We start from the raw sequence: 22,925 nt of genomic DNA on the forward strand, positions 1-22,925 counted from the left end.
AAGGGCGCATCGAAGCGGTGCAAAACACAACCATGAAGCCGGCGCAATCCTCGCCGCCGGCCTGACGAAGCGACAACCTACCGTTTCTCCGGAGACAGACATGAGCAGCAGACGCATCCCGTTTTTGGCACCTCTTGCCGCGCTTTGCGCAACGACGCTCGCGGCAGGCCCCGCGTTGGCCGCCGATCCGATCGTGTTCACCAGTTGGGGCGGCACGACCCAGTCGTCGCAGCAGAAGGATTGGGCGCAGCCGTTCACCCAGGCGAGCGGCATCAACGTACTGATGGACGGCCCGACCGACTACGGCAAGCTCAAGGCGATGGTCGACAGCGGCAACGTGACGTGGGACGTCGTGGACGTGGAGGGCGACTTCGCCTATGCCGCGCAGCAGGCGGGCCTGATCGAGCCGATCGACTACTCGGTCGTGAAGAAGGACGAGCTCGACCCGCGCTTCGCGACACCCGCCGCGGTGGGCAGCTTCTACTACTCGTTCGTGCTCGGCTACAACAAGACGAAGTACACGGGCGCGCAGCCGCAAACGTGGGCGGATCTCTTCGACACCAAACGCTTCCCGGGCAAGCGCACGTTCTACAAATGGTCGGCGCCGGGCGTGCTGGAAATCGCGCTGCTCGCCGACGGCGTGCCGCCCGGCAAGCTCTATCCGCTCGACCTCGACCGCGCGTTCAGGAAGCTCGACACGATCAAGAGCGACATCGTCTGGTGGAGCGGCGGCGCGCAGTCACAACAGTTGCTCGCTTCGGGCGAGGCGCCGATCGGCATGTTCTGGAACGGCCGCCTGCACGCGCTCGCGCAAACCGGCGTGCCGGTCGGCATTTCGTGGCACCAGAACCTGACCGCCGCCGACATGCTGGTGATTCCGAAGGGCGCGAAGCATCGCGCGGAAGCCATGAAGTACCTGGCGGCGGCGACGAGCCCGCAGGCCCAGGCGAAGTTCGCGGCCGACACGGGTTACGCGCCGATCAACCTCAAGTCGGCCGCGCTGATGCCGCCGGCGCTGGCGAAGACGCTGCCTGATCAGTACAAGGACTCGCAGGTCAATCTCGACATGAAGTACTGGGCCGACAACCGCGATGCGATTGCGAAGCGCTGGTACGCGTGGCAATCGAAGTAAGCACGCGCCGATAGAGGCGAGACGCGACCGGCGCATCGCAAGCCGGCGTCATTGGAGACATCATGCCTAACGTATTGAGTACCGTCGCGCATCCTCCCGCGTCGGCCACGCGCAAGCGGCGCGACTGGCGCAGCATCCGGCTGCTCACGCCGGCCATGCTGCTTCTCGTGATCTTCTTCCTGCTGCCGGTGCTCTCCCTGCTGTTGCGCAGCGTGCTCGAGCCGACGCCGGGCCTGCACAACTACCAGCAGTTGCTGGGCACGACCACGTATCTGCGCGTTTTCGGCAATACGTTTCTGGTGGCGACGGTCGTCACGCTCGTCACGCTGCTGGTGGGTTTTCCGATGGCGTGGCTGCTCGCGATCGCGCCGCGCAAACTCAGTTCGGTGCTGTTCGCGATCCTGCTGCTCTCGATGTGGACCAACCTGCTTGCCCGCACTTTCGCCTGGATGGTGCTGCTGCAGGAGACCGGGCCGATCAACCGCGTGCTGATGGCGATAGGCGTCATCCACGAGCCGCTGAGGCTCGTAAACAACCTGGTCGGTGTAACGATCGGCATGACCTACATCATGCTGCCGTTTCTCGTGATGCCGCTGCACGCGACGCTGCGCAGCATCGACCCGTCCACGCTGCGCGCCGCGGCGGTGTGCGGCGCCAACCGCTGGCAGGCGTTCTGGCGCATCCTCGTGCCGCTCGCGATGCCGGGCATTGCGTCGGGCGCGCTGATGGTGTTCGTGATGGCGCTGGGCTACTTCGTCACGCCCGCGCTGCTCGGCGGTCCGTCGTACATGATGCTCGCCGAACTCATCGCGCAACTCGTGCAGGAACTGCTGAACTGGGGTCTGGCGGGCGCCGCGGCCTTCGTGCTGCTGAGCGTGACGCTCGCGCTCTACGCGTTGCAACTGCGCTTCACGGGTGGTGGGCGCGCAAGTCCGGGAGGCCGCTGACATGTTGCTCGATTTCGATCGTCTGGGCGCATTGCGCTGGATGCTGGTGGCCGTCGGCGCGGCCGTCGCGCTGTTTCTGCTGCTGCCGATTGCGTTCATCGTCGCGCTGTCGTTCGGCGATTCGCAGTGGCTCATTTTCCCGCCGCCGGGCTGGACGCTCGAGTGGTATCGCCAGCTCTTCACCGACCCCGGCTGGCTCGACTCGCTGATGACGAGCGCGAAGCTGGCGGTGATCGTCACGGCGCTTTCCGTCGCAATCGGCTTTCTCGCCTCGCTTGCGCTCGTGCGCGGCACGTTTCGCGGTCGCAAGGCGGTGCAGGGCTTCTTCCTCACGCCGATGGTGCTGCCGGTCGTCGTGCTGGCCGTCGCGCTCTACGCGTTCTTTCTGCGCATCGGCCTGAACGGCACGATGACCGGGTTCGTGATCGGCCATCTGATCATTGCATTGCCGTTCTCGATCATTTCGATCAGCAACTCGCTCGTGAGCTTCGACACGGCGCTCGAAGACGCGGCGCTCATCTGCGGCGCCTCGCCGCTCACGGTGAAACTGCGCGTCACGCTGCCCGCGATACGGCTGGGCCTCTTCGCCGCCGCGATATTCGCGTTCCTCGCGTCATGGGACGAAGTCGTGGTGTCGATCTTCATGTCGAGCCCGACATTGCAGACGCTGCCCGTGCGTATCTGGTCGACGCTGCGTCAGGACCTGACGCCCGTCGTGGCGGCGGCGTCTTCCCTGCTCGTCGCATTGACGACCGTATTGATGCTCGCGGGCGCCGTGCTGCGCCGCGTGCGATAACCGAGGTAGACAAGCCATGACTGCTTTCCTGCAAATCCAGCGTCTGCGCAAGACCTATGACGATGTGGTCGCCATTGACCACGTTTCCCTCGATGTGCGCAGAGGGGAATTCATGACGTTCCTCGGACCTTCGGGGTCGGGCAAGAGCACCACGCTCTACATCGTCGCGGGCTTCCAGGAGCCGACCGACGGGCGCGTGCTGCTCGACGGCAAGCCGCTGCTTCAGGTCGCGCCGAACAGGCGCAACATCGGCATGGTGTTCCAGCGCTACACCCTGTTCCCGCATCTCACCGTTGGCGAGAACGTCGCGTTCCCGTTGCGCGTGCGCCGCAGGCCGGACGCGGAAATCAGGGCGAAAGTGGAACAGATGCTCAGGCTCGTGCATCTGTCCGAGTGCCGCGACCGCATGCCCGCGCAACTGTCGGGCGGCCAACAGCAGCGCGTCGCGATTGCGCGCGCGCTGGCCTATGATCCGCCGGTGCTGCTGATGGACGAGCCGCTCTCCGCGCTCGACAAGAAGCTGCGTGAGGAAATCCAGCTCGAATTGCGGCGCATTCACCAGGAAACCGGCGTGACGATCCTGTACGTCACGCACGATCAGGAAGAGGCGCTGCGTCTGTCCGACCGGATCGCCGTATTCAACCAGGGCCGCATCGAGCAGGTCGGCACCGGCGAGGAACTGTATGCGAACCCGGCGTCGCGCTTTGTCGCGAGCTTTATCGGCAATTCGAATTTCCTGCCGGTGAAAGTGACGAAGAACAGCGACGGCCGTATGAACGGCGTGTTCCCGAACGGTCATCGAATCGCTTCCGACACCTTCGGCGCGACACTCTCCAGCGGCGACGAGGGCACGCTGATGATCCGCCCGGAACAGATGCGGATCAGCGCGCTGCAAAGCGCGACGGGAGCGTCGGGCCTTCCGGTCACCGTGCGCGACGTCACCTATCTGGGCGACGCGATGCACTACGCGGTGGCGACGCCCTGGCAGCAGGAGATTTCGATTCGCGTGCCGGCGGCGCACCGCCACGACAGCGGCATCGTGATCGGCGCGCAGGCGCTCGTCGACTGGGATGCGCGCGACGTGCGCCTCTTCGCGCAGGCTTGACGATGACGGCCATGAGTGACGCGCTTCCATCGCTGAAGGTGAAACGCCCGACGGCTACCTTGCGGGAACTCGCGCTCGAGAAAATGCGCACGGCAATCCTGGACGCGCATTTCCATCCGGGCGAGCGGCTGGTCGAGCGCTCGCTATGCGAGCTGCTCGGCGTGAGCCGTACCGTCGTGCGCGAGGTCTTGCGGCATCTGGAAACGGAAGGGCTGGTCGACTCGATACCGAACCAGGGGCCGATCGTCGCCGTGCTCGACTTCGATACGGCGGCGGAGATCTACGAAATTCGCGCATTGCTGGAGGGCGAGGCGGCCATGGCCTGCGCGCGGCATGCCGACGAGCGTACCGTCGCGGATCTGGCCGGCTATGTCGACAGGATTCAGCAGGCTTTCGACGCGCAGGATTATCAGGCCGTCAGGGCACTCACGTCCGCTTTCTATGAGCGGATGTTCGTTGGCGGCCAGAAACACGTCGCCTGGGAGATCGTGCAGTCGTTGACGGCGCGCATCAACCGCCTGAGAGCGCTGACGATCGCTTCCGACGACCGCGGTCGGCAGGCCGTCGAGGAAATGCACCAGATTCTCTCGGCGATTCGCTCGTCCAACGCGCCGGGTGCGCGCGAGGCCGCGATTGCGCACGTCAACAGGGTGGCCGAGATCGCCCGGAAGCTGTTGGCGGAAGGGCATGAGCATGCGATGCAGCGTCGGGCGGGCTAGGGCGACGCGCCGCATGACGGCCGCGCCTGCGGGCGCGGCATTTTTTTCTCCCATCAAGGAACGATCATCGTGGAATTGAAGACCCTGTTGAAGGACCCGGCGCTATTGCGCGATCAGGCCTATATCGATGGCCAGTGGTGCGCGGCCGATTCGGGCGAGAGTTTCGACGTAGTCGATCCCGCGACAGGCAACGCTCTTGGCGGCGTCCCCCGGATGGGCGAGGCCGAAACGTTGCGCGCGATCGCCGCGGCCAACGCTGCGTGGCCCGCGTGGCGCGCGCGGACGGCGAAGGCACGCGCGCTCGTGCTGCGGCGCTGGTACGAACTGATGCTCGAGAACGCCGACGACCTTGCGCTGATTCTCACCGCCGAGCAGGGCAAGCCGCTTGCCGAGGCGAAAGGCGAGATTCTCTACGGGGCGTCGTTCATCGAATGGTTCGCCGAGGAGGGCAAGCGCGTGGCGGGCGACACGCTCGCCACACCGGCGTCGGACAGACGGCTCGTGGTGGTCAAGGAACCCGTGGGCGTGTGCGCGGCGATCACGCCGTGGAATTTCCCCAACGCGATGATTACCCGCAAGGTCGGCCCGGCGCTCGCGGCGGGCTGTCCCATCGTCGTCAAGCCGGCTGAAGCGACACCATTCTCCGCGCTCGCGCTAGCCGTTCTCGCCGAGCGCGCGGGCGTGCCGAAGGGCGTGCTCAATGTCGTGACCGGTGACCCGAAGGCGATTGGGCAGGCGATGACGAGCAGCCCCGTGGTCCGCAAGCTGTCGTTCACCGGCTCGACCGCGGTGGGGCGATTGCTGATGGCGCAAAGCGCGCCCACGGTGAAGAAGGTCACACTCGAACTGGGCGGCAACGCGCCCTTCATCGTGTTCGACGATGCGGACCTCGACGCGGCGGTGGAAGGCGCGATCGCTTCCAAGTTCCGCAACAACGGACAAACGTGTGTCTGCACGAATCGCTTTTATGTGCATGACCGCGTCTATGACGCTTTCGCATCGAAGCTTGCCGATGCTGTTCAAGGTTTGAAGGTTGGACACGGCACGGAAACGGGCGTGGCCCTCGGCCCGCTCATCAACGAGGCAGCGCTCGTAAAGATCGAAGCGCATATCGCGGACGCGCTCGACAAAGGCGCGACGCTTGTCACAGGCGGCAAGCGGCACATGCTCGGCCACGGTTTCTTCGAACCCACGGTTCTGACCGATACCACCGCGCGGATGAATGTCGCGAAAGAAGAGACGTTCGGTCCGCTTGCGCCGCTGTTCCGCTTCTCGAGCGATGAAGAAGTCGTGAAGCTGGCCAACGATACGGAGTTCGGACTCGCCGCTTACTTTTACAGCCGCGATATCGGACGCATCTGGCGGGTCGCCGAGCAACTCGAGTACGGGATGGTGGGCATCAACACCGGCATGATTTCAAACGAGGTTGCGCCGTTCGGCGGCGTGAAGCAATCGGGGCTGGGGCGAGAAGGTTCGCACTACGGCATCGATGATTATCTCGTCATCAAATACCTGTGCATGGCGGTTTGACAGCCGGCCGAACTTACTCGAAGGAGCATGCCGTCCATGAATACCTGGTCATCCGGAGAAGAGGCCGTCACCGCGCGTCGTGTGCGCGGCGAAGCCGAGCAGCGGTCCGAAGTGGCCGTCGCGACGATTCCCACGCGCGTAACCGTGCGAATCGTCGCGATCTGCCTCGCGATGATTCTCGCGGAGGGTTATGACGTCGCGATCTACGGCGCCGTGCTGCCGATGCTGACGCACGGAACCGACTGGTCCTTGTCGGAACTGCAGTTGGGCGCCATCGCCAGTTGCTCGCTCGCGGGCATGATGATCGGCGCGATGGTCGCGGGCACGCTGAGCGACATGATCGGCAGGCGCCGGATGCTGCTCGGCAGCGTCGCGCTGTTCTCCGCGATGATGGCGGCCGCCGCGCTCGCGCCCACGCCGACGTGGTTCGTCGTCGCGCGGATCGTGGGCGGACTCGGGCTGGGCGGCGTGGTGCCGACTGCCGCGGCGCTCACCGTCGAGTACTCGCCGCCCGGCCGTCGCTCGTTCAACTACGCGTTGATTTACACCGGATATTCACTGGGCGGCATTCTCGTCGCGCTGCTCGCGATGACCTGGTTGCCGACGCACGGCTGGCGATTGCTGTTTGGTCTCGGCGCGGCGCCGTTGGCGGCTGTGCTCTTCGTCGGGCGTCATCTGCCGGAATCCCTGGACTTCCTGCTTGCCGGGGGTCGAATGGACGAGGCGCGGCAAGTCGCGCGGGCATTGAGCATTCGTCACCCCGCGCTCGGCACGGATGCGATCCACGAACCGGCAGCTCAGGCAACGCGCGTCGGGAAAGCGGCCAGCCGCGAGCATGCTGCGCCGATACGCGCGCTTTTCGACGCATCGACCGTGCGGGCGACACTGGCGTTCTGGATAGCGATGTTCATGGGCCTGCTTCTGCTTTACGGGCTGAGCACATGGCTGCCGCAGTTGATGCGAAAGGCGGGATTTCCACTCGGATCGAGCCTTGCATTACTGGTGATGCTCAATTCGACCGCGGCATTGGGCTCACTGGCCGGCGGCGCGGTGGCCGATCGCGTCGGCTCGAAGTCAGTGGTCAGCGTGCTCTATCTGCTTGCGGCCGCGAGCCTGTGCGCGTTGCCGTTTGCCCACGGCATCGCGCAAACATACGTGCTCGTCGGCATCGCCGGAGTGGGCACGATCGGAAACACCATGCTGCTTGGCGCGTATATCACCCACTACTATCCGCCGCGCAACCGGGCAACCGGAATCGGCTGGGCGCTGGGAATCGGCCGATTCGGCGCGATCGTGGGACCGCTGATCGGTGGAGCGTTGGCCCAGGCGGGTGCGCCATTGCCGTGGAATTTCTACGCGTTTGCCGGTGCGGGCCTCGTGGCCGCGATGGCGGTGCTTGCCGTTCCGAAGCAGCGTCGTGCGATTCCGATTGACGGGAGTCCGATTGACGAGAGGGATGGAATTCATGCCGTCGCATCATTAAGGAAATGATACTGATGCTCTCGTGATAAGGCCGGCGAATCCTGGCTGGGCAGTGATATGCCCCGCGTTCATTCGAAGTGGATGGGCAACTGACTGCCTTTCGTTGGCCTGCTTTACTTGCGTTGTTCTCGCCGTGGGATGGGGAACCGTTTCCCGACCCACGCGCAGTCAATGACCGTTTCAAGACACATCCGCAGTGACGCTGGAGCGCTGGGAAGCCCACTCAAGCGCGGGAGCCGGTCACTCCACGCCGCATCCATAATCCGTTTCGTCGCATCAATTCCGCGTCCACAAAACATCTTGCAATAGTTTGTGTACGGAGTATATTTGTCGCCGGACGGAGATGCGTCGAAACGGAGGAAGACATCATGCAATTTCATCTCAACGGTTTTCGCGTCGGCGATCCTGCGATCGAGCCTGCCGCGCGGCGCGTACACGGTCACGCGCTGCCGGAGAAGGTCGACGTTCTGATCGCCGGCAGCGGTCCCGCGGGACTCGTGCTTGCGGCGCAGTTATCGCAATTCCCGGCGATCACCACCCGCATCGTCGAGCGCCGCGGCGGACCGCTGCAAATGGGCCAGGCCGACGGCATCGCCTGCAGGACCGTCGAGATGTTCCATGCGTTCGGGCAGGCCGAGCGTTTGATCCGGGAAGCTTATTGGGTCAACGAGACCGTATTCTGGCGGCCGGATGCCGAAGATCGCGGCGCAATCAGGCGTACCGGACGCGTCAAGGACACCGAAGATGGGCTGTCCGAATTCCCTCATGTCATCGTCAATCAGGCGCGTATCCAGGACTATCTGCTCGACGTCATGCGTCAGTCCCCGCAACGGCTGGAGCCGGATTACGATCTCGAAGTCGTCGCCGTCGAACGCGACGACACAGGCGAATATCCGCTGCGCGTCACGTTGCGTCGCACCGATGCGTCGCGCGCCGGCGAGGAACTCATCGTGCGCGCCCGCTATGTAGCGGGCTGCGACGGCGCCCGCAGCCAGGTACGCACCGCCATCGGTCAGACGCTGCGCGGCGATGCCGCCAATCATGCGTGGGGCGTGATGGATGTCCTTGCCGTCACCGACTTCCCCGACATCCGCCTGAAAGCGGCCATTCAGTCCGCGAGCGGCGGCAATCTGCTCATCATTCCCCGCGAAGGCGGATATCTCGTGCGCTTCTACGTCGATCTCGGCGACGTGACGGCGGAAAACCGCGACAGCATCAAACAAACCACGGTCGATCGCATCATTGCGACCGCGCAGCGGATTCTGCATCCCTATTCGCTGGACGTGAAGGAAGTCGCGTGGTTCTCGGTGTACGAGGTGGGACAGCGTCTGACCGACCGTTTCGACGACGCCATTGCCGCCGACGGCACCAGTCGCGAGCCGCGCGTGTTCATCGCCGGCGATGCGTGTCATACCCACAGTGCGAAGGCGGGGCAGGGAATGAACGTATCGATGCAGGACGGCTTCAACCTGGGCTGGAAACTCGGTGCGGTTCTTCAGGGACTCAGCGGCGCCGAACTGCTGCGCACCTATTCCGACGAACGTCAGCCCATCGCACAGGAACTGATCGATTTCGACAAGGAGTGGTCGGCCATGATGGCGGCGCGGCCCAGGGACCCCAACCGTCCCGAGGCCGGCGGAGTCGATCCCGCCGAGTTGCAGGCCTATTTCGTGCGCGCGGGGCGGTACACGGCAGGGGTCGCGACGCGCTACCGCCCCGGCCCGCTCATCGGCGAAGCGACACATCAATCGCTCGCGCGCGGCTTCACGATCGGAACGCGATTCCATTCGTCGCCGGTAATCCGGCTTGCCGATGCGAGGCCCGTTCATCTCGGGCACGCCGCGCAAGCGGACGGCCGCTGGCGTCTATATGCTTTCGCCGACGCCAGTCGCAGCGCGCTCGATGCGCTGTGCGAGCACTTCGTCAACGCGTCCGATTCGGTTCTGCGGCGCATCACTCCCGCGGATGCCGACCCGGACAGCGTGTTTGATCTGCGCGCGGTATTGCAGCAGCCTCATGGCGACGTACGTGTCGAAACGCTCCCCACGCTGCTGATGCCGCGCAAGGGGCGCTACGGACTCATCGACTATGAGAAGGCATTTACGAGCGACGCGGCAACTGATATCTTCCACGAGCGCGGCATCGACCGCGAACGGGGTGCGCTGGTCGTGGTCCGCCCGGATCAGTACGTCGCTCATGTGCTGCCGCTGAATGCGTACGCCGAACTGAGCGCGTTCCTGCAACCCATTTTCCGGATGAAGTAATACTGCGCGGAACACTACCAAATTGCCGACGAAACTCTCTGATTCCCATGCGCTCGCCCAATACACGGGCAGCCTGGTACGCCGTGCGCAGCAGCGGCACGTGGCGATATGGCTCAATGAGGTTTCGACCGAGGTGACGAGCGTGCAGTACGCGGCGCTCGTCGTCCTGCGGCAAATGCCGGGGATCAACCAGCGGCAGCTCGGCGACGAACTGGACCTGGACCGGTCCACGATCGCCGACCTGGTCGCCCGGATGGTGCGCAACGGCCTCGTCGAGCGAACGGACGATCCGGCCGACAAACGCAGCTACGTCCTGTTCCTGACCGCGACCGGGAAAAAGCAGCTCGTTACGTTGCGCCCGCGCGTCGAACGCGTCGAGCACATTCTCACCGCCGCGTTGACGCAGCAGGAATCTTCGGAGTTGCGGCGGCTGCTCGCGATGCTGCTGTCCGGATCTGAATAGCACACTTCCCGGCGATCCGCTCGCCGTCGAGGACGCAAATCGAGCCGGGCACACCGTACGTAAAGAGCGCGTCTAGCGCGCACGCTTGCCCGCCCGATCATCGAACGTTTGCTTCAATCTGCTCGCCAGGGTCTGTGCCTGCTGCGCATCGACGATATTGGTGAAGCCCATCAGCAGTCCGCTGCGCGATGTTTTCATCATGTGCCAGTCGCTCAGCGGCTCGATGGCGAGGTCCCGTTCTCTTGCCGCGGCAGCGAGCGCCTTGTCGTCCCGTGCCGCATCCAGATGTGCCGTCACGTGTATGCCGCCGGCCTGCGGCTGGATATGCAGATGCGAGCCAAATACCTGTGTGAGCGCATCGACGAGGCATTCGCGACGGATCGCGTAAAGCGTGCGCATCCTGCGCAGGTGACGCGCGAAGTGTCCCTGTTCGATGAACTCGGCGACGGTGCGCTGCTGCAGGATTGGACACGAACCGGCCAGCAGGTGCGCGATGCCGCGGAAACGCTCGACTTCCTGTTCCGGCACGACCAGATACGCGAGACGCAGTCCGGGAAACAGCACCTTGCTGAAGGTCCCGGTGTAAAGCACACGGCCGTCGCGATCCAGGCTCTTCAGCGCGGGCAACGGGCGGCCATGGTAGCGGAATTCGCTGTCGTAGTCGTCCTCGACGATCCACGCCCGCTGGCGGCGCGCCCATTGCAGCAGCTCCAGCCGCCGCGGCAGCGACAGCGCCACGCCGAGCGGGCTTTGATGCGTTGGCGTGACCACCGCGAACCGCGCGTTGCGCGCGCGTCGTATGCCGGCGTTCACGTTCAATCCTTCGTCATCGACGGGCACCGGCTTCAGACGCATGCCCATGTGTTCGAGGTAGCGCCGCGCGATCGGATATCCGGGTTCCTCGAACCAGCCGGTGTCGCCGGCATGCAGGAGCGCATGGCTTATCAGGTGCAGCGCGCCGCGGTACCCGGAGGTGACGAAAATCTGTTCGGGCGCGCAGGCGATGCCTCGCGAAATGCCGAGATAACTCGCGATCGCATGCCGTAGCGGCTCGTAGCCGGCAGGGTCGGGGTAGCCGAGCGCGGCGGTATCCAGCGTGCGTGCGGCGCGGCCGGCCAGACGTGCCCAGGTCTTGTGCGGAAACGCATCCAATGCCGGCAACCCCATTTGCAATGAACGAAGGGTGGTGCCCGCCACGAGAGACGGCATCAGCGCGCGTGGCTTGCGAAGCACCCGGGGCCGCGCGCCGCCCAGGTTCTCCAGCCCTTGCGACACCACCGTGCCGGCCTGAGCGCGCGCCAGCAGATAGCCCTCGCTGGTCAGCATCTGATAGGCGAGTTCGACGGTGCCACGGGCAAGGTTCAGCTCGCTGGCGAGGCTGCGTACCGACGGCACGCGGTCGCCCGGCTGCAGCCGGCCCGCGGCAATCGCTTCGCGGTAGCGCCTGTACAACTGCAGGTAGATAGGCTCGGCGCGATCCCGGTCGGGTTCCAGCAGCTTCAGGTCCATCGTCTTGTCCTGGTCAATTATCAATTTCTTGCACCTGTCGGATAGGTCATCATTTTTCTATAGTAAGGGCTCTGAAACAAGGATCGACGCGATGAGCCCCTTTCAATTGAGACACGCCGACAGCGACGAAGAGCGCGAGGCCTGCTTCGACGTGATGCGCGAACTCAGGCCCCACCTGACCGATGCGGCGGCCTTCGCCGGGCAGGTGCGCCGGCAGGCCGGCGAGGGTTATCGGCTGCTCGCCGCCTCGCGGGATGGCCGGGTCGTGGCGCTCGCCGGCTACCGCGTCATGGAGAACCTGTTGTACGGGCGCTTCGTGTATATCGACGATCTGGTGGCAAGCAGCGGCGCGCGCCGTCATGGCCTCGGTGCCGCGCTGATCGACGCCGTGCGCGAGGAAGCGAAAAACCGGGGCTGCGCGTATCTGGTGCTCGATACCGGGCTCGCCAATGCGCTGGGGCAGCGCTTCTACTTCCGGCACGGGTTGCTGGCGCGTGGGCTGCACTTCGGCCAGTCATTGCAGGGGGAGTGACCCATGGCACGACTGCTTTATCTGGAATGCAGTCCGCACGCCGGGCGCTCCGGCAGCGCGCGGCTGCTGCGCCCGATCCTTGACGAGGCCGGCGCGTCGGGGTTGCGCGTTACGACGCGCAGCCTGGCGGAGACCGCGCTCGAGCCGATTTCGACCGGGTACGCGCAGGCCATCACCGCGTCCGACCAGCGCCACGACGACGTCCTCGCATGTTCCGGGCAACTGATCGACGAACTGGAACATAGCGACGGCGTCCTTATCAGCACGCCGATGCATAACTTCACCGTGCCCGCGGCGCTGAAGCTGTGGATCGATTACGTGCTGCGCGTCGGGCGCACATTCGTTGCCACGCCGGCCGGAAAAATCGGGCTGTTGCAGGACAAACCCGTGCTCGTGCTGGTGCGCTCGGGCGGTGTCTGCACCGGCGACGACGCGCGCCAGCCTGACTTCCTCACACCTTACCTGCGTCACGTGTTGCACACGATAGGCATCCGCAACGTGCAGTTCAGCTACCTGGCGGGACGTCAGCCTCCGGAACACGCATGGGCCGATGCCCGGCGCAGCGTGCTTTCCCTTCTCGACACACTCTCTTCGACCGGAGCATCCGCATGAGTACCCTTCGTTTGCCGTACAGCAAGTTGTCCCCTGAAGCGTATCAAGGCTTCATCGCCACCAGGCACGCGCTGGAAAAAAGCAGCCTCGGCATGGAGCTGATCGAACTCGTGTATCTGAGGATCTCGCAGATCAACGGCTGCGCGTTCTGCCTGGAGATGCATACGAGACTCTTACGTGAAGCAGGCATGCCGGCCGCCAAGCTCGACAGCGTGGCGGGTTGGCAGGCGAGTTCGCGCTTTACGGCGCGCGAGCGGGTTGCGTTGGTCTGGACGGAGTCGCTGGTGGAAGTAGGGCGTACCCACGCGCCGGATGAAGATTTCGAGCCGCTCAAAGCGCACTTCAGCGATCAGGAAATTTCCGACCTGTGCTTTGCGATCGCGCTGATGAGTGCGTTCAACCGGCTCGCGATCGGTATGCGGCAATAGGCTGTTGCGTGGAGTCGGGCGCGTGGTTTTATGGCGGGCAGTCACTCACCGTTGTTTTCCAGATTGTCTGGTCTGGAGCAGCGCGTTCTCCGGCATCTGAGGCAAACTGCGGTTGAATGCCGGGCGGATGATCTCATCGAGAATCTTTTCGGTGAGCGACGAGATCTTGTCGACCAGATCGTCCCACTCGCCGTGCCTGTGCATGATGAAGAAATCACGCCTGCTAAGACGTCCGTCCGGAAGCGGAAGCACGATGATCTCGTCGAGATAGTGTCGCGCTTGCCACAGACAGAGCGGCGTGGAGATAGCAAATCCGAGATTTGCGCTGACCAGACTGAGCAGCGGATCCGTCGCGTCGAACTCGTAACGGCGCGGGCTATCGATGTTCAGATGTCGAGCCAGGCGTTCGACCTGCTGTCCAATCACTGAACGCGCGGTGTACCGGATTAACGGAAGGTCGAAGGACAATCGGCTCCAATCCACGTCGGCGGGATCGCGTTTTTCAAGCCAGCGGCGTGACGCAACCGCCAGAAAAGATTCGGAGAAAAGCGGCGCCTCCGCGATGCGGGTGTCGCTGACGGGAGGCTGAGTGCACACCACGACGTCGACTTCGCGTTGATGAATTTGCTGGGAAAGCGTGGGGGTGAGCCCAGACCACATTTCGATCTGTCGAGCCGAGCCCGACATCGCGCGAATCAGTTCTGGTCCAATCGTGGCGGCGAATGAATCGACGCACCCCAGGCGCACAGGCAGTGTCTGTCCCAGCGCAGCATCCCGGATCCGGCTACTTACCGCGTGCGCCTGCTTCAGAAGTGGGCCGGCTAGTTCGAGCAACGCCCGACCGGCAAAGTTAGGACGCGGTGGGCGGCTTTCCCGGTCGAACAACTCTACGTTCTGTTCGCGCTCGAGAGCGGCGATGGATTGACTGACGGCACTCTGGCTGACGTGCAGATGCCTGGCGGCCGCTGTCATTGAACCGGTTTCACACACGGTGACGAATGCTTCCAGAGCACGTAGATCTATTGGTGGACGGGATCGTGTCATTGATCGCTCGTAAAAAGCCCGACAGCGCTCGATGCCTATTCATGCATGTGAACCCGACGACGCCCTTGAGTAGCCGATCAGCGCTGTCGACATGAACAGCCCTTTCTCTGCTTCTCCCTATGCATGAAAGGGCGGCGTTGCGACTGCACGAGTTATCGGGCCACGCCGTGAATGTTCGACGGTTTGCTCAGTGCTCTGAAAGCAAACGACCAAACCCGCTGATGCGATCCTGCAGTCCCGCAAGCCGCATCACATCCCACGCGACTGCCTGATTGCTCGTGATAACCGGTTTGCCGGTCTGCTTCTCGATTTCCTCAATGACCTCGATCGATCTCAGCGCTCCGCAACTGATAAAGATGGCATCGGCATCCGGCCGGTCCAGGAACAGCGCCATCCGAATGATGCTGTCAGGCGTGACGCGCACCATATCGCTGTCTTTTTCAAGCTGCAGGCCATGAATAGCCAGCACTTCGAAGCCTTCGTTCTCGAGGTAGACCTTCTCCATGACGTTGATCTCGTCGAGGTACGGCGTACCGATGACGATCCGCCTGGCACCGACGGCACGGAGTCCGCGAATGACCGCCGTGACCATACTTGTCGTTTTCGCATTGGGAGCGCCGCGCGACAGTTCCGCGAAGACCCTCTTCTCGCCGACGACGAGGCTTCCGGATGTACAGCCATAACAGATGACGTCGAGGCTTCCGTCGGGGAGGATGCGCGCCGCCGATTCCGCGAGACTGGTGGCGATGTTGTCGAGCGACTCCCTTGTGATGCTGTCCGGATTCGGGACTCTGGTGAAGTGAATTCCCACGCCTTTCGGAAGCAACGCGAACATGTCGTCTTCAATCGTCTGCTCAGTAGCGAGCAAAACGAAACCTGCCTTGGCACGATCGTGACGACCACCGTCAAACTTGATATTGAACCCAATGTTCCGTCCCACGTTACGAACTCCTGTCTGAAGATGACGCACGCCCGGTAGCATGCTTCGCGACCCAAAGCCCTAGCTGGACGGATTAACCGGTTATGAATCGGGCGATCCGCGCCAGGCCGAAAGATATGTAGTTGCGCTGTACCAAACCCAGAGCTCGCATATCGGCAGCCCGCAAGGCTCTGCAGCATTCTTCGAGTTCGCGGTTCAGGTATTCGATTTCCTCGTCCCACAGGTCGGCAGCGAAGTTGTACCAGACGCGCGAGGCCTGGAAATAGCATCTGTCGTGCGTCTGGCGCAACTCCCTGTTCCTGATCAATTCGTTGATCGCGAAATGGAGTTCGTGAAGGATTGCCCAGAACTCGTCGAAGTTACGTGGTTGACTGGATAACGCAGTGGCACGGGGAATAAGGCGTTCAATGCGTTCGAGTGCCTGGGGTGCGTCGGCAGGCGAGCAAAAGTCTCCGAGCATCTCGCTCAGTCTCAGGCGGAAATTGTAAGTGTCCCGATACTCACGGAAATCCACACCGCTCACGATGGTACCGACGCCGTTTTTTGTTTCGACCAGTCCTTCGTATTCGAGTCGCTGAAGCACTTGTCGAATCGGTGTGCGGCTGACCTCGAATTCTTCCGCGAGCACACCCTCTCCGAGCAAAGTGCCGGGCGGGTAGTGGAGGCTACAGATGCGATCCCGAACTACCCGATATATGTCCGGCGTCTGACCGCGCGCTGCCGGCGCTCTCGGTGCGAGCCGCCGCGCTTGACCCTTCAGTTTTACGACACGTGCCATGGATATTCCCTCACAGGATGCCGCCGCAATGGTCACGGCGATCCAACCCGGTTATGACCGAACAGGTACAGCGTACCGGACAATGATAACTACAAGTGCCGGCTATATGCAACCTGTACACAGCAAATAGATAGCATCTGTAAAGGTTCTGGTCGTGAATAAGTTTTGCTTCAGATTGAGACTTCGGCACAGCGTCGGCGTTGGCTGCGATGAGTTATATAAATATATGAAATTACTAGATAAATTTGGGAGGCGAGCTAATTCGATGTTGATCCGTGCCCAGGCAAATCCATCACTTGACAGCGGAAATTGTCCTTCCTAGAGTCGGACCTGTGTACTTGATGAATACAGCTAATCGGGCGGAGGGAATGTGAGCGAATACGAAGGACGGGTGGGCAAACTACGGGATGCGCTACATGTCGCGGACATCGACGTAGCGCTGATCAGCGACCCGGATGCCGTTGCCTACTTCGGGGGCTTCTGGAACTACCTGGGCATGGATTTCGGCCGGCCGACGCTGCTCGTCGTTGCACGGGATCGCGATCCGGTGTTGATCACGCCGCTAATGGAATCCGGGATGTGCGCCCAGATGAGCTGGATCGAGGACATACGTTGCTGGGCCGACGGAATTGACGACGAATGGCGCAAGCTGCTGCGGGAGGTACTGCAGGCCACGGGCGTGCGGCGTCTCGGGATCGAGCGCGCAAAAATGCCACCGCTCGTTTCAGCCGCATTGCCGGTCGCGGCGGACCACCTGGTCGACGTGGGTCAGATCATCCTCGATCTCAGAGCGATCAAGACTCAAAGCGAAATCGTCACCATGAAGCAGGCCGGCCAGATTGCTGTTGCGATGGTCGAGGCGGCGAAAGAGATGATCGTGGAAGGCGTACCTGAGTACGAGATCGCACTGGCGGTCATCGCCAGTGGAACCCGTAAAGCGGCTTCATTTCTGGATCAGCATACCGACAGGTTTGTTTCACCCACCATCTACAACCTGCAGATTCTTCAGTCCGGCCGCGACGTTTGCCTCGTGCATCGTCGATCCTCGGTACGCAAACTGAAGCGCGGCGATCCCGTCTACCTGTGCTTTTGCGGCATCGCCAATTTCAGGAACTATAAGCTCGGGTTCGACCGGGAATTCTTTGTCGGCTCCGTGACCGATGAACAGGCTCGAGTCTACGAAGCAGCGGTCGCGGCGCAGCAGGCCGCGCTGGCGCGGATCAAACCTGGCGCGCGCTGCGAAGATGTCAATGCCGCTGCGGAAGAGGTCTATCGCAGCGCGGGTTTCGCGCCGGGATATCGCACAGGGCGTTCGATTGGTTATTCGTTCCTCGAGACGCCGGAACTGAAGCGCGGCGAAGAACGCACGCTGGAAGCCGGCATGACTTTCGCCGTCGACGGCGGTATCACGATCGAAAGCGAGTTCGGCGGACGTGTGGGCGATTCGATCGTCGTCACAAAGGACGGATTCGAATACCTGACCGATTACCCGCGCAAACTGGCAGTGGTGTGAGCGCCATGGTCTATCCAGTATCACTGAGGACCCTGATCGCGGTGAATCGTGAATTCTTCGGTGGTCGCTGGCATGACGACGACCTCGAGGAACTGGTCGATCCGCGCTTCGGTGTCGTCTCCGACCTGTCCAGCCTGGTCGACCGGCTATCGGCGATCCGTGCGAAAGACCTTGCTGACCTGGCGCCGCCCTGGATCACGGAGTGCCAACCGTGACGCAAGCAAAAGGCACCCGCATAAGGGAGATGTCGGCAGCGTTGTCGCGCGGTGAGGTCACGTCGCGCGGGATCGTGGATTATTGCCTGGCCCTCGCGGAAGCGACGAATCCGCGCCTTAAAAGCCTGATAACCATCACCGGTGAGCTCGCGCGTGCTCAGGCAGCGGCTGCTGATGATCGCCGCCGGCTCGGCGTATCGCTTGGACTGCTTGATGGCATTCCGTACGTGGCCAAGGACGTTTTCAGGACGGAAGGCATCCGAACGACCGCGGGAAGCAGGGTGCTTGCCGAACATTACCCGGCGGAAGATGCAACTGCCGTGCGGAGGCTGGCGGACGCCGGTGCCGTCCTTATCGGCAAGGCGAACATGCACGAATTCGCGTACGGCGCGACCGGGGAGAATCAGTTCACCGGAACCACGGTGAACCCCTGGGATTGCCGGCGTCTGGCGGGTGGCTCGAGTGGCGGCTCCGCCGCCGCGGTTGCCGCTGGTGTCGTGCCGTTCGCTCTAGGCACCGATACAGGAGGCTCGGTGCGCGTTCCAGCGGCGCTTTGTGGAGTGACCGGCTTCAAGCCATCATTCGGCCTTCTGGACTCGACTGGCGTCATTCCGTTTTGCTGGACGCTGGATCATGTCGGCATCATCGCGGCGAATGCAGACGATGTTTCCATCGTCACGGACTGGCTGACCGATCTCGACGTCTTCAGTGTGGACGACTCCCCGGCATCCCTTCACATCGGAATTCCAAAGGGATCGCCTCTGGCTCTGGAGCCCGGTGTGCGAGCCGGGTATCAGTCGGCCGTTACTGCCTTGCGGTCGTCTGGCGCCACGTTTCACGAGATCGAATTACCGGATCCCGCGGAATCGAGGACGGTATCTCTCACTATCCAACTCGCTGAAGCGTTGGCGTACCACTCGCCGTTGATAGCCACGTCGGGTGAGATGTACGGGTCGGATGTCCGGAGTGGATTTGTCCTGGGCCAGCAGTTGTCCGCGGAGAGCTACGTCCAATGTCAAAGACTGCTGAGCGCGTACCGAAGCACATTCATCAGGCAGTTCGCGACTATTGACGCGATCCTGACTCCCACGTGTCCGGTTGTTGCCCCAGAGACGGGTAGCAGCAGGATACCGGTCGGCGATCAGCTCCTTCCGGTTGGAAACGCGCTGACGCTGTTTACGTCTTTTTTCAATCTGGTCGGCGCGCCCGCCATTGCACTACCTGCCGGCACCGATGAAAAAGGTCTGCCTGTGAGCGTGCAGCTCGTTGGTGCAACAGGAAAAGACAAGCGGCTTCTGCAACTTGCACGACGTCTCGAAGAGGATCTGGCGCACATGTAGATGCGCCTGATCTCCAGCGATTGAAACTTCAACGCATGTAGAGAGGTAAATATGCAGCTCCGAAACAGTTCGAAACGAGCCCGGGCGTGTCTTTTTCTGCGTCTTTTTCTGTTAGTGAGCGCGATTCTTCCAGCCGCTTCCGCTCATGCGGAACAACTGGTTGTCGCTTCGTTCGGGGGGGCATATACGGCCAGCCAGTCGAAGGCCTTTTTTGAGCCGTACACCGCAAAAACCGGCACGAAAATTTTGCCGGCGGACTATAACGGCGGACTGGCGGAGCTGCGCTCGCAGGTGCAGGCGGGCTCCGGAGCCTGGGACGTGATCGATCTCGAGTTTCAGGATGCCGCGCGCGCATGCGACGAAGGCTTGATTGATCCAATCAGGCCAGCCTCGCTGACAAACTCCCCGGACGGTAAGCCCGTGTCCGCCGACTTCGTGGACGGCACGCTGATGGATTGCGGCGTGGGAACCATCCTCTGGTCAAACGTAATTTCGTACGACAAGCGCAGGTTCGGTGGTGCGCAGCCGACGACGATCGCGGATTTTTTCGACCTGAAGAAATTTCCCGGAAAGCGCGGGCTCAGTAATAAACCAAACGGCAATCTGGAGTGGGCACTGATGGCCGATGGCGTGCCGAGAGAAAAGATCTACGCGACCCTGCGCACGCCAGCCGGACTGGAGCGCGCGTTCAGGAAGCTCGACACGATCAAGGCCGACGCAATCTTCTGGGGAGCGCAGGCGCAGTCCGTCCAGCTTCTCGCCGATGGTGAAGTGGTGATGACCGAGGGAGGAAATGGCAGATTCACAGACGCGATCACTAGGGACAAGAAGCCTTTTGGAATCATCTGGCAAGGCCAGATCATCAACGGGGATGTGTTCGCGATCTCGAAGGTGAGCAGGAATAAAGCCGCGGCACTCGACTTTATTCGCTTCGCGACCTCGGCGCCGCAGCTCGCCGAGCAGACGAAATATATCAGCTATGCCCCCGCGCGCCGCTCGGCCCTGCCGATGGTAGATGCTTCTCTAAGAGACAACCTGCCGACCTCGCCCGCCAATCTGAAGGTGGGTCTCGCGAACGACACGGCGTTCTGGAACGACGAGCAGGACGAAATCAATCGGCGCTGGGCTGCGTGGATGGCCCGTTGAGAAACAGGGTAATGAAAATGCTAAACGTCTCCCAGCGGCGACACCACGCGAACGAGAAGTCAGCCGACGGCAATCACGTCGTTTTCTCGCAGGTGGAGAAGAGTTACGACGGCGCTACCCATGTCGTGAAATCGCTTTCCCTCGCGGTCAGGCGTGGCGAATTTCTCACGTTACTGGGACCGTCGGGCTCGGGCAAGACGACGACGTTGATGATGCTTGCCGGTTTCGAGGCGCCCACTGCCGGGACGATCAGCATCGACGGCGTGAATCTGACAACGACGCCGCCGCACAAACGGGGAATCGGCATGGTTTTCCAGAACTATGCGCTGTTCCCGCATATGTCCATCGCGGACAACGTGGCGTTTCCGCTTGCGGCAAGAAAGACGCCGAGAAATGAGATCGGCAGGCGGGTGTCGCAGGCGTTGGAGATGGTGAAGATGCGGAACTTTGCGTCGCGTCGTCCCGCGCAACTCTCGGGCGGGCAGCAACAGCGGATTGCGCTTGCTCGCGCTTTGGTATTCGAGCCGGCCCTGGTCCTGATGGATGAGCCCCTCGGTGCGCTGGACAAGCAGCTCCGGGAGCATATGCAGACGGAAATCAGGCACCTGCACAAGATGCTCGGTGTGACTGTCGTGTACGTTACGCATGACCAGGACGAAGCTCTGGCGATGTCTGATCGCGTCGCTATCTTCAACAATGGAATGATCGAGCAGATTGGGGAGCCGGCCGAGATCTACGAGTCGCCGAACACGGAATTCGTATCGCGCTTCGTAGGCGACAACAATCTTCTGGATGGCGTCGTAGACGAATGCTACGCGTCGTCGAGCGGCGACTACCGGGCAAAAGTTACGCACGGAGGTTGCCAGTTCGAGGCACTCACTGCGAAGCCGCTGGTGTCGGGCACGCGGGTCTCCGTTGTTTTACGGCCCGAACGGGTATCGATCGCGGCGCACGATACGGATTTCGAAAACCGGGTGAACTCGGAAATCATCGAATCGACCTATTTCGGGGATCACGTTCGCCTCACCTGCAGAATCCCGAGTGGCAATGACATTGCCGTGAAAGTCGCCAACACTTCAGGTTTGGGTTCTCTGCGTTCCGGACAAACACTGCCTATTGGCTGGCGGTCGGTCGACAGTCGTGCGCTGCTGGCCGCGGGAGGACAGGGATGAGCCCCGTGACGATGACCGGGAAAGGCCCCGAGGCCTCATATCAGGAGCGGTGCGGCACGTCCTTGAAAAGTCGTGTTCAGAAGGCGAGGCGCCACGAGACGCGCAAGTCGCTGCTTCTGGTACTGCCCGTGATTGTCTTTCTGGTGCTTGCTTTCCTGATACCCATTGCAAAGATGTTTCAGGTAAGCCTGTACGATCCGACGTTGCGCGACCTTCTTCCGGCTACGGCTCGAGCACTCGATGGCGGCGCGAAAGACCGGATATGGAAAAGTCTGGCGCACGATCTCGTTGCGGCAAGAGAGCAGGGCAAGATAGGTGTTGTCGCAAGCCGGCTGAACGAGCAACGTCCGGGCCTGCGTTCCGTCGTGGAGCGTACCGCCCGGCGGGCTGCCGCGACCGACGAAGCGCCTACCCGTGAATGGTTCGCCGGCGTCGATCCGATGTGGGATGACGCAGGCGTGCTCCCGCTGCTGGCGCGTGCCACGCGCCCGTTCACGTTCGACAACTATCTTTCGGCGTTGGACTTCCGTCGCGACCAGCAAGGACACATCGTCTCCCAGCCCGCGGATAGCCGGGTTTACCGCTCGTTATATCTGAAGACGTTCTGGGTCGCGATTGTCGTAACGCTGCTTTGCGGTGTGATGGGTTATCCGATTGCCTATCTGATGGCAACGCGATCGAAGGCAACCGCAAACAGGCTCATGATCCTCGTGCTCGTGCCGTTCTGGACATCGATGCTGGTTCGCGTCACCGCGTGGATGGTGATGCTGCAATCTCAGGGCGTCGTGAACGATCTTCTCGTCTTCGCCGGCGTGGTGAATGAAAACAATCGCGTCATGTTGATTTACAACCTGACCGGCACCCTGATTTCGATGACACATATCCTGTTGCCGTTCTTCATACTTCCGCTCTACAGCGTGATGGTCGCCGTTCCGCCCAGCTATATGCGCGCGGCGCAATCGCTTGGCGCGGGGCGCTTCAGTTCCTTCTGGAAAGTCTATTTCCCGATAACGCTTCCCGGCGTCGGAGCCGGCGCGCTGCTCGTTCTGATCCTGGCCCTTGGGTACTACATTACTCCCGCTCTTGTCGGTGGCCAGTCCGGTCAGATGATCTCGAACATGATCGCTTTCAACATTCAGACCTCGCTCAATTGGGGGCTCGCCGCAGCCCTGAGCATCGTGCTGCTCGTTGCCGTGCTGTCTCTCTATTTCGTGTACACCCGGCTGGTCGGCGCTGAAAATTTGAGGATGGGTTGAGC

General features: G+C 62.2%; 22 protein-coding genes. 18 read left to right on the top strand and 4 right to left on the bottom strand.

The annotated features are described in order from the left end of the window. Positions 1-100: 100 nt before the first annotated feature. The 9 genes from QM685_RS11910 (at position 101) to QM685_RS11950 (ending at position 10,438) form a co-directional block, all read left to right on the top strand. The gene (locus tag QM685_RS11910; protein WP_415116028.1) at positions 101-1,132 is read left to right on the top strand and encodes a polyamine ABC transporter substrate-binding protein; all 1,032 of its coding nucleotides are present in this window, start codon (positions 101-103) and stop codon (positions 1,130-1,132) included. 62 nt (positions 1,133-1,194) lie between these two features. Continuing rightward, positions 1,195-2,079 (top strand): ABC transporter permease, encoded by an 885-nt coding sequence (locus QM685_RS11915; protein ID WP_415116030.1) that lies wholly within the window; start codon positions 1,195-1,197, stop codon positions 2,077-2,079. A gap of 1 nt (position 2,080) precedes the next feature. Beyond that, positions 2,081-2,875, top strand: a complete 795-nt coding sequence (locus QM685_RS11920) for an ABC transporter permease (RefSeq protein WP_415116032.1) — start codon at positions 2,081-2,083, stop codon at positions 2,873-2,875. A gap of 16 nt (positions 2,876-2,891) precedes the next feature. Further along, positions 2,892-3,980, top strand: a complete 1,089-nt coding sequence (locus QM685_RS11925) for an ABC transporter ATP-binding protein (protein ID WP_415116034.1) — start codon at positions 2,892-2,894, stop codon at positions 3,978-3,980. Between the two features lie 11 nt (positions 3,981-3,991). Continuing rightward, on the top strand, positions 3,992-4,699 hold the full coding sequence (locus QM685_RS11930; RefSeq protein ID WP_415116036.1) for a GntR family transcriptional regulator: 708 nt from the start codon (positions 3,992-3,994) through the stop codon (positions 4,697-4,699). Between the two features lie 69 nt (positions 4,700-4,768). Further along, positions 4,769-6,229: an NAD-dependent succinate-semialdehyde dehydrogenase gene (locus tag QM685_RS11935; RefSeq protein WP_415116038.1), complete on the top strand. Its 1,461-nt coding sequence runs from the start codon at positions 4,769-4,771 to the stop codon at positions 6,227-6,229. 36 nt (positions 6,230-6,265) lie between these two features. Beyond that, on the top strand, positions 6,266-7,720 hold the full coding sequence (locus tag QM685_RS11940; RefSeq protein WP_415116040.1) for an MFS transporter: 1,455 nt from the start codon (positions 6,266-6,268) through the stop codon (positions 7,718-7,720). 359 nt (positions 7,721-8,079) lie between these two features. Next, on the top strand, positions 8,080-9,975 hold the full coding sequence (locus tag QM685_RS11945; RefSeq protein WP_415116042.1) for an FAD-binding monooxygenase: 1,896 nt from the start codon (positions 8,080-8,082) through the stop codon (positions 9,973-9,975). Between the two features lie 22 nt (positions 9,976-9,997). Beyond that, a complete protein-coding gene (locus QM685_RS11950) occupies positions 9,998-10,438 on the top strand; it encodes a MarR family winged helix-turn-helix transcriptional regulator (protein WP_415116044.1) in 441 nt (146 codons plus the stop codon). Positions 10,439-10,510: 72 nt separating this feature from the next. Here the strand turns inward: QM685_RS11950 and QM685_RS11955 are convergent, their stop codons facing one another. Continuing rightward, positions 10,511-11,947 (bottom strand): PLP-dependent aminotransferase family protein, encoded by a 1,437-nt coding sequence (locus QM685_RS11955; RefSeq protein ID WP_415116046.1) that lies wholly within the window; start codon positions 11,945-11,947, stop codon positions 10,511-10,513. Positions 11,948-12,038: 91 nt separating this feature from the next. Between QM685_RS11955 and QM685_RS11960 the strand changes: the two genes are divergently transcribed. Genes QM685_RS11960 through QM685_RS11970 form a run of 3 tightly spaced genes read left to right on the top strand, consistent with a single transcriptional unit; the run spans position 12,039 to position 13,519 of the window. After that, a complete protein-coding gene (locus QM685_RS11960; protein ID WP_415116048.1) occupies positions 12,039-12,479 on the top strand; it encodes a GNAT family N-acetyltransferase in 441 nt (146 codons plus the stop codon). Between the two features lie 3 nt (positions 12,480-12,482). Further along, positions 12,483-13,091 carry an FMN-dependent NADH-azoreductase gene (locus tag QM685_RS11965; RefSeq protein WP_415116050.1) on the top strand — a complete coding sequence of 203 codons (609 nt, stop codon included), beginning with the start codon at positions 12,483-12,485 and terminating at the stop codon, positions 13,089-13,091. Beyond that, the gene (locus QM685_RS11970; protein ID WP_415116052.1) at positions 13,088-13,519 is read left to right on the top strand and encodes a carboxymuconolactone decarboxylase family protein; all 432 of its coding nucleotides are present in this window, start codon (positions 13,088-13,090) and stop codon (positions 13,517-13,519) included. Before QM685_RS11965 ends, QM685_RS11970 begins: the two co-directional genes overlap by 4 nt. 45 nt (positions 13,520-13,564) lie before the next feature. Here QM685_RS11970 and QM685_RS11975 read toward each other — a convergent pair whose 3' ends face one another. The 3 genes from QM685_RS11975 to QM685_RS11985 form a co-directional block, all read right to left on the bottom strand. Beyond that, on the bottom strand, positions 13,565-14,563 hold the full coding sequence (locus QM685_RS11975; protein WP_415116053.1) for a LysR family transcriptional regulator: 999 nt from the start codon (positions 14,561-14,563) through the stop codon (positions 13,565-13,567). A gap of 187 nt (positions 14,564-14,750) precedes the next feature. Then, positions 14,751-15,503 (bottom strand): arylmalonate decarboxylase, encoded by a 753-nt coding sequence (locus QM685_RS11980; RefSeq protein WP_415116054.1) that lies wholly within the window; start codon positions 15,501-15,503, stop codon positions 14,751-14,753. Between the two features lie 73 nt (positions 15,504-15,576). Beyond that, positions 15,577-16,281, bottom strand: a complete 705-nt coding sequence (locus QM685_RS11985; protein ID WP_415116056.1) for a GntR family transcriptional regulator — start codon at positions 16,279-16,281, stop codon at positions 15,577-15,579. Positions 16,282-16,651: 370 nt separating this feature from the next. Here QM685_RS11985 and QM685_RS11990 point away from each other — a divergent pair, with 370 nt between their 5' ends. The 6 genes from QM685_RS11990 to QM685_RS12015 are packed head-to-tail and all read left to right on the top strand — an operon-like array spanning position 16,652 to position 22,923. Beyond that, positions 16,652-17,794 (top strand): M24 family metallopeptidase, encoded by a 1,143-nt coding sequence (locus QM685_RS11990; RefSeq protein WP_415116058.1) that lies wholly within the window; start codon positions 16,652-16,654, stop codon positions 17,792-17,794. Positions 17,795-17,799: 5 nt separating this feature from the next. After that, positions 17,800-18,009, top strand: a complete 210-nt coding sequence (locus QM685_RS11995) for a hypothetical protein (RefSeq protein ID WP_415116060.1) — start codon at positions 17,800-17,802, stop codon at positions 18,007-18,009. Continuing rightward, on the top strand, positions 18,006-19,349 hold the full coding sequence (locus QM685_RS12000; RefSeq protein ID WP_415116062.1) for an amidase: 1,344 nt from the start codon (positions 18,006-18,008) through the stop codon (positions 19,347-19,349). The genes QM685_RS11995 and QM685_RS12000 overlap by 4 nt, the downstream gene beginning before the upstream one ends. 51 nt (positions 19,350-19,400) lie before the next feature. Further along, positions 19,401-20,495 (top strand): ABC transporter substrate-binding protein, encoded by a 1,095-nt coding sequence (locus QM685_RS12005; RefSeq protein WP_415116064.1) that lies wholly within the window; start codon positions 19,401-19,403, stop codon positions 20,493-20,495. Positions 20,496-20,506: 11 nt separating this feature from the next. Beyond that, positions 20,507-21,667 (top strand): ABC transporter ATP-binding protein, encoded by a 1,161-nt coding sequence (locus QM685_RS12010; RefSeq protein WP_415116066.1) that lies wholly within the window; start codon positions 20,507-20,509, stop codon positions 21,665-21,667. After that, positions 21,664-22,923, top strand: coding sequence for an ABC transporter permease (locus QM685_RS12015; protein ID WP_415116068.1), 1,260 nt, complete (start codon positions 21,664-21,666; stop codon positions 22,921-22,923). Before QM685_RS12010 ends, QM685_RS12015 begins: the two co-directional genes overlap by 4 nt. The last annotated feature ends 2 nt before the right edge of the window (positions 22,924-22,925 follow it).

This window comes from Paraburkholderia sp., from assembly GCF_047605525.1.
Lineage (GTDB): Bacteria > Pseudomonadota > Gammaproteobacteria > Burkholderiales > Burkholderiaceae > Paraburkholderia.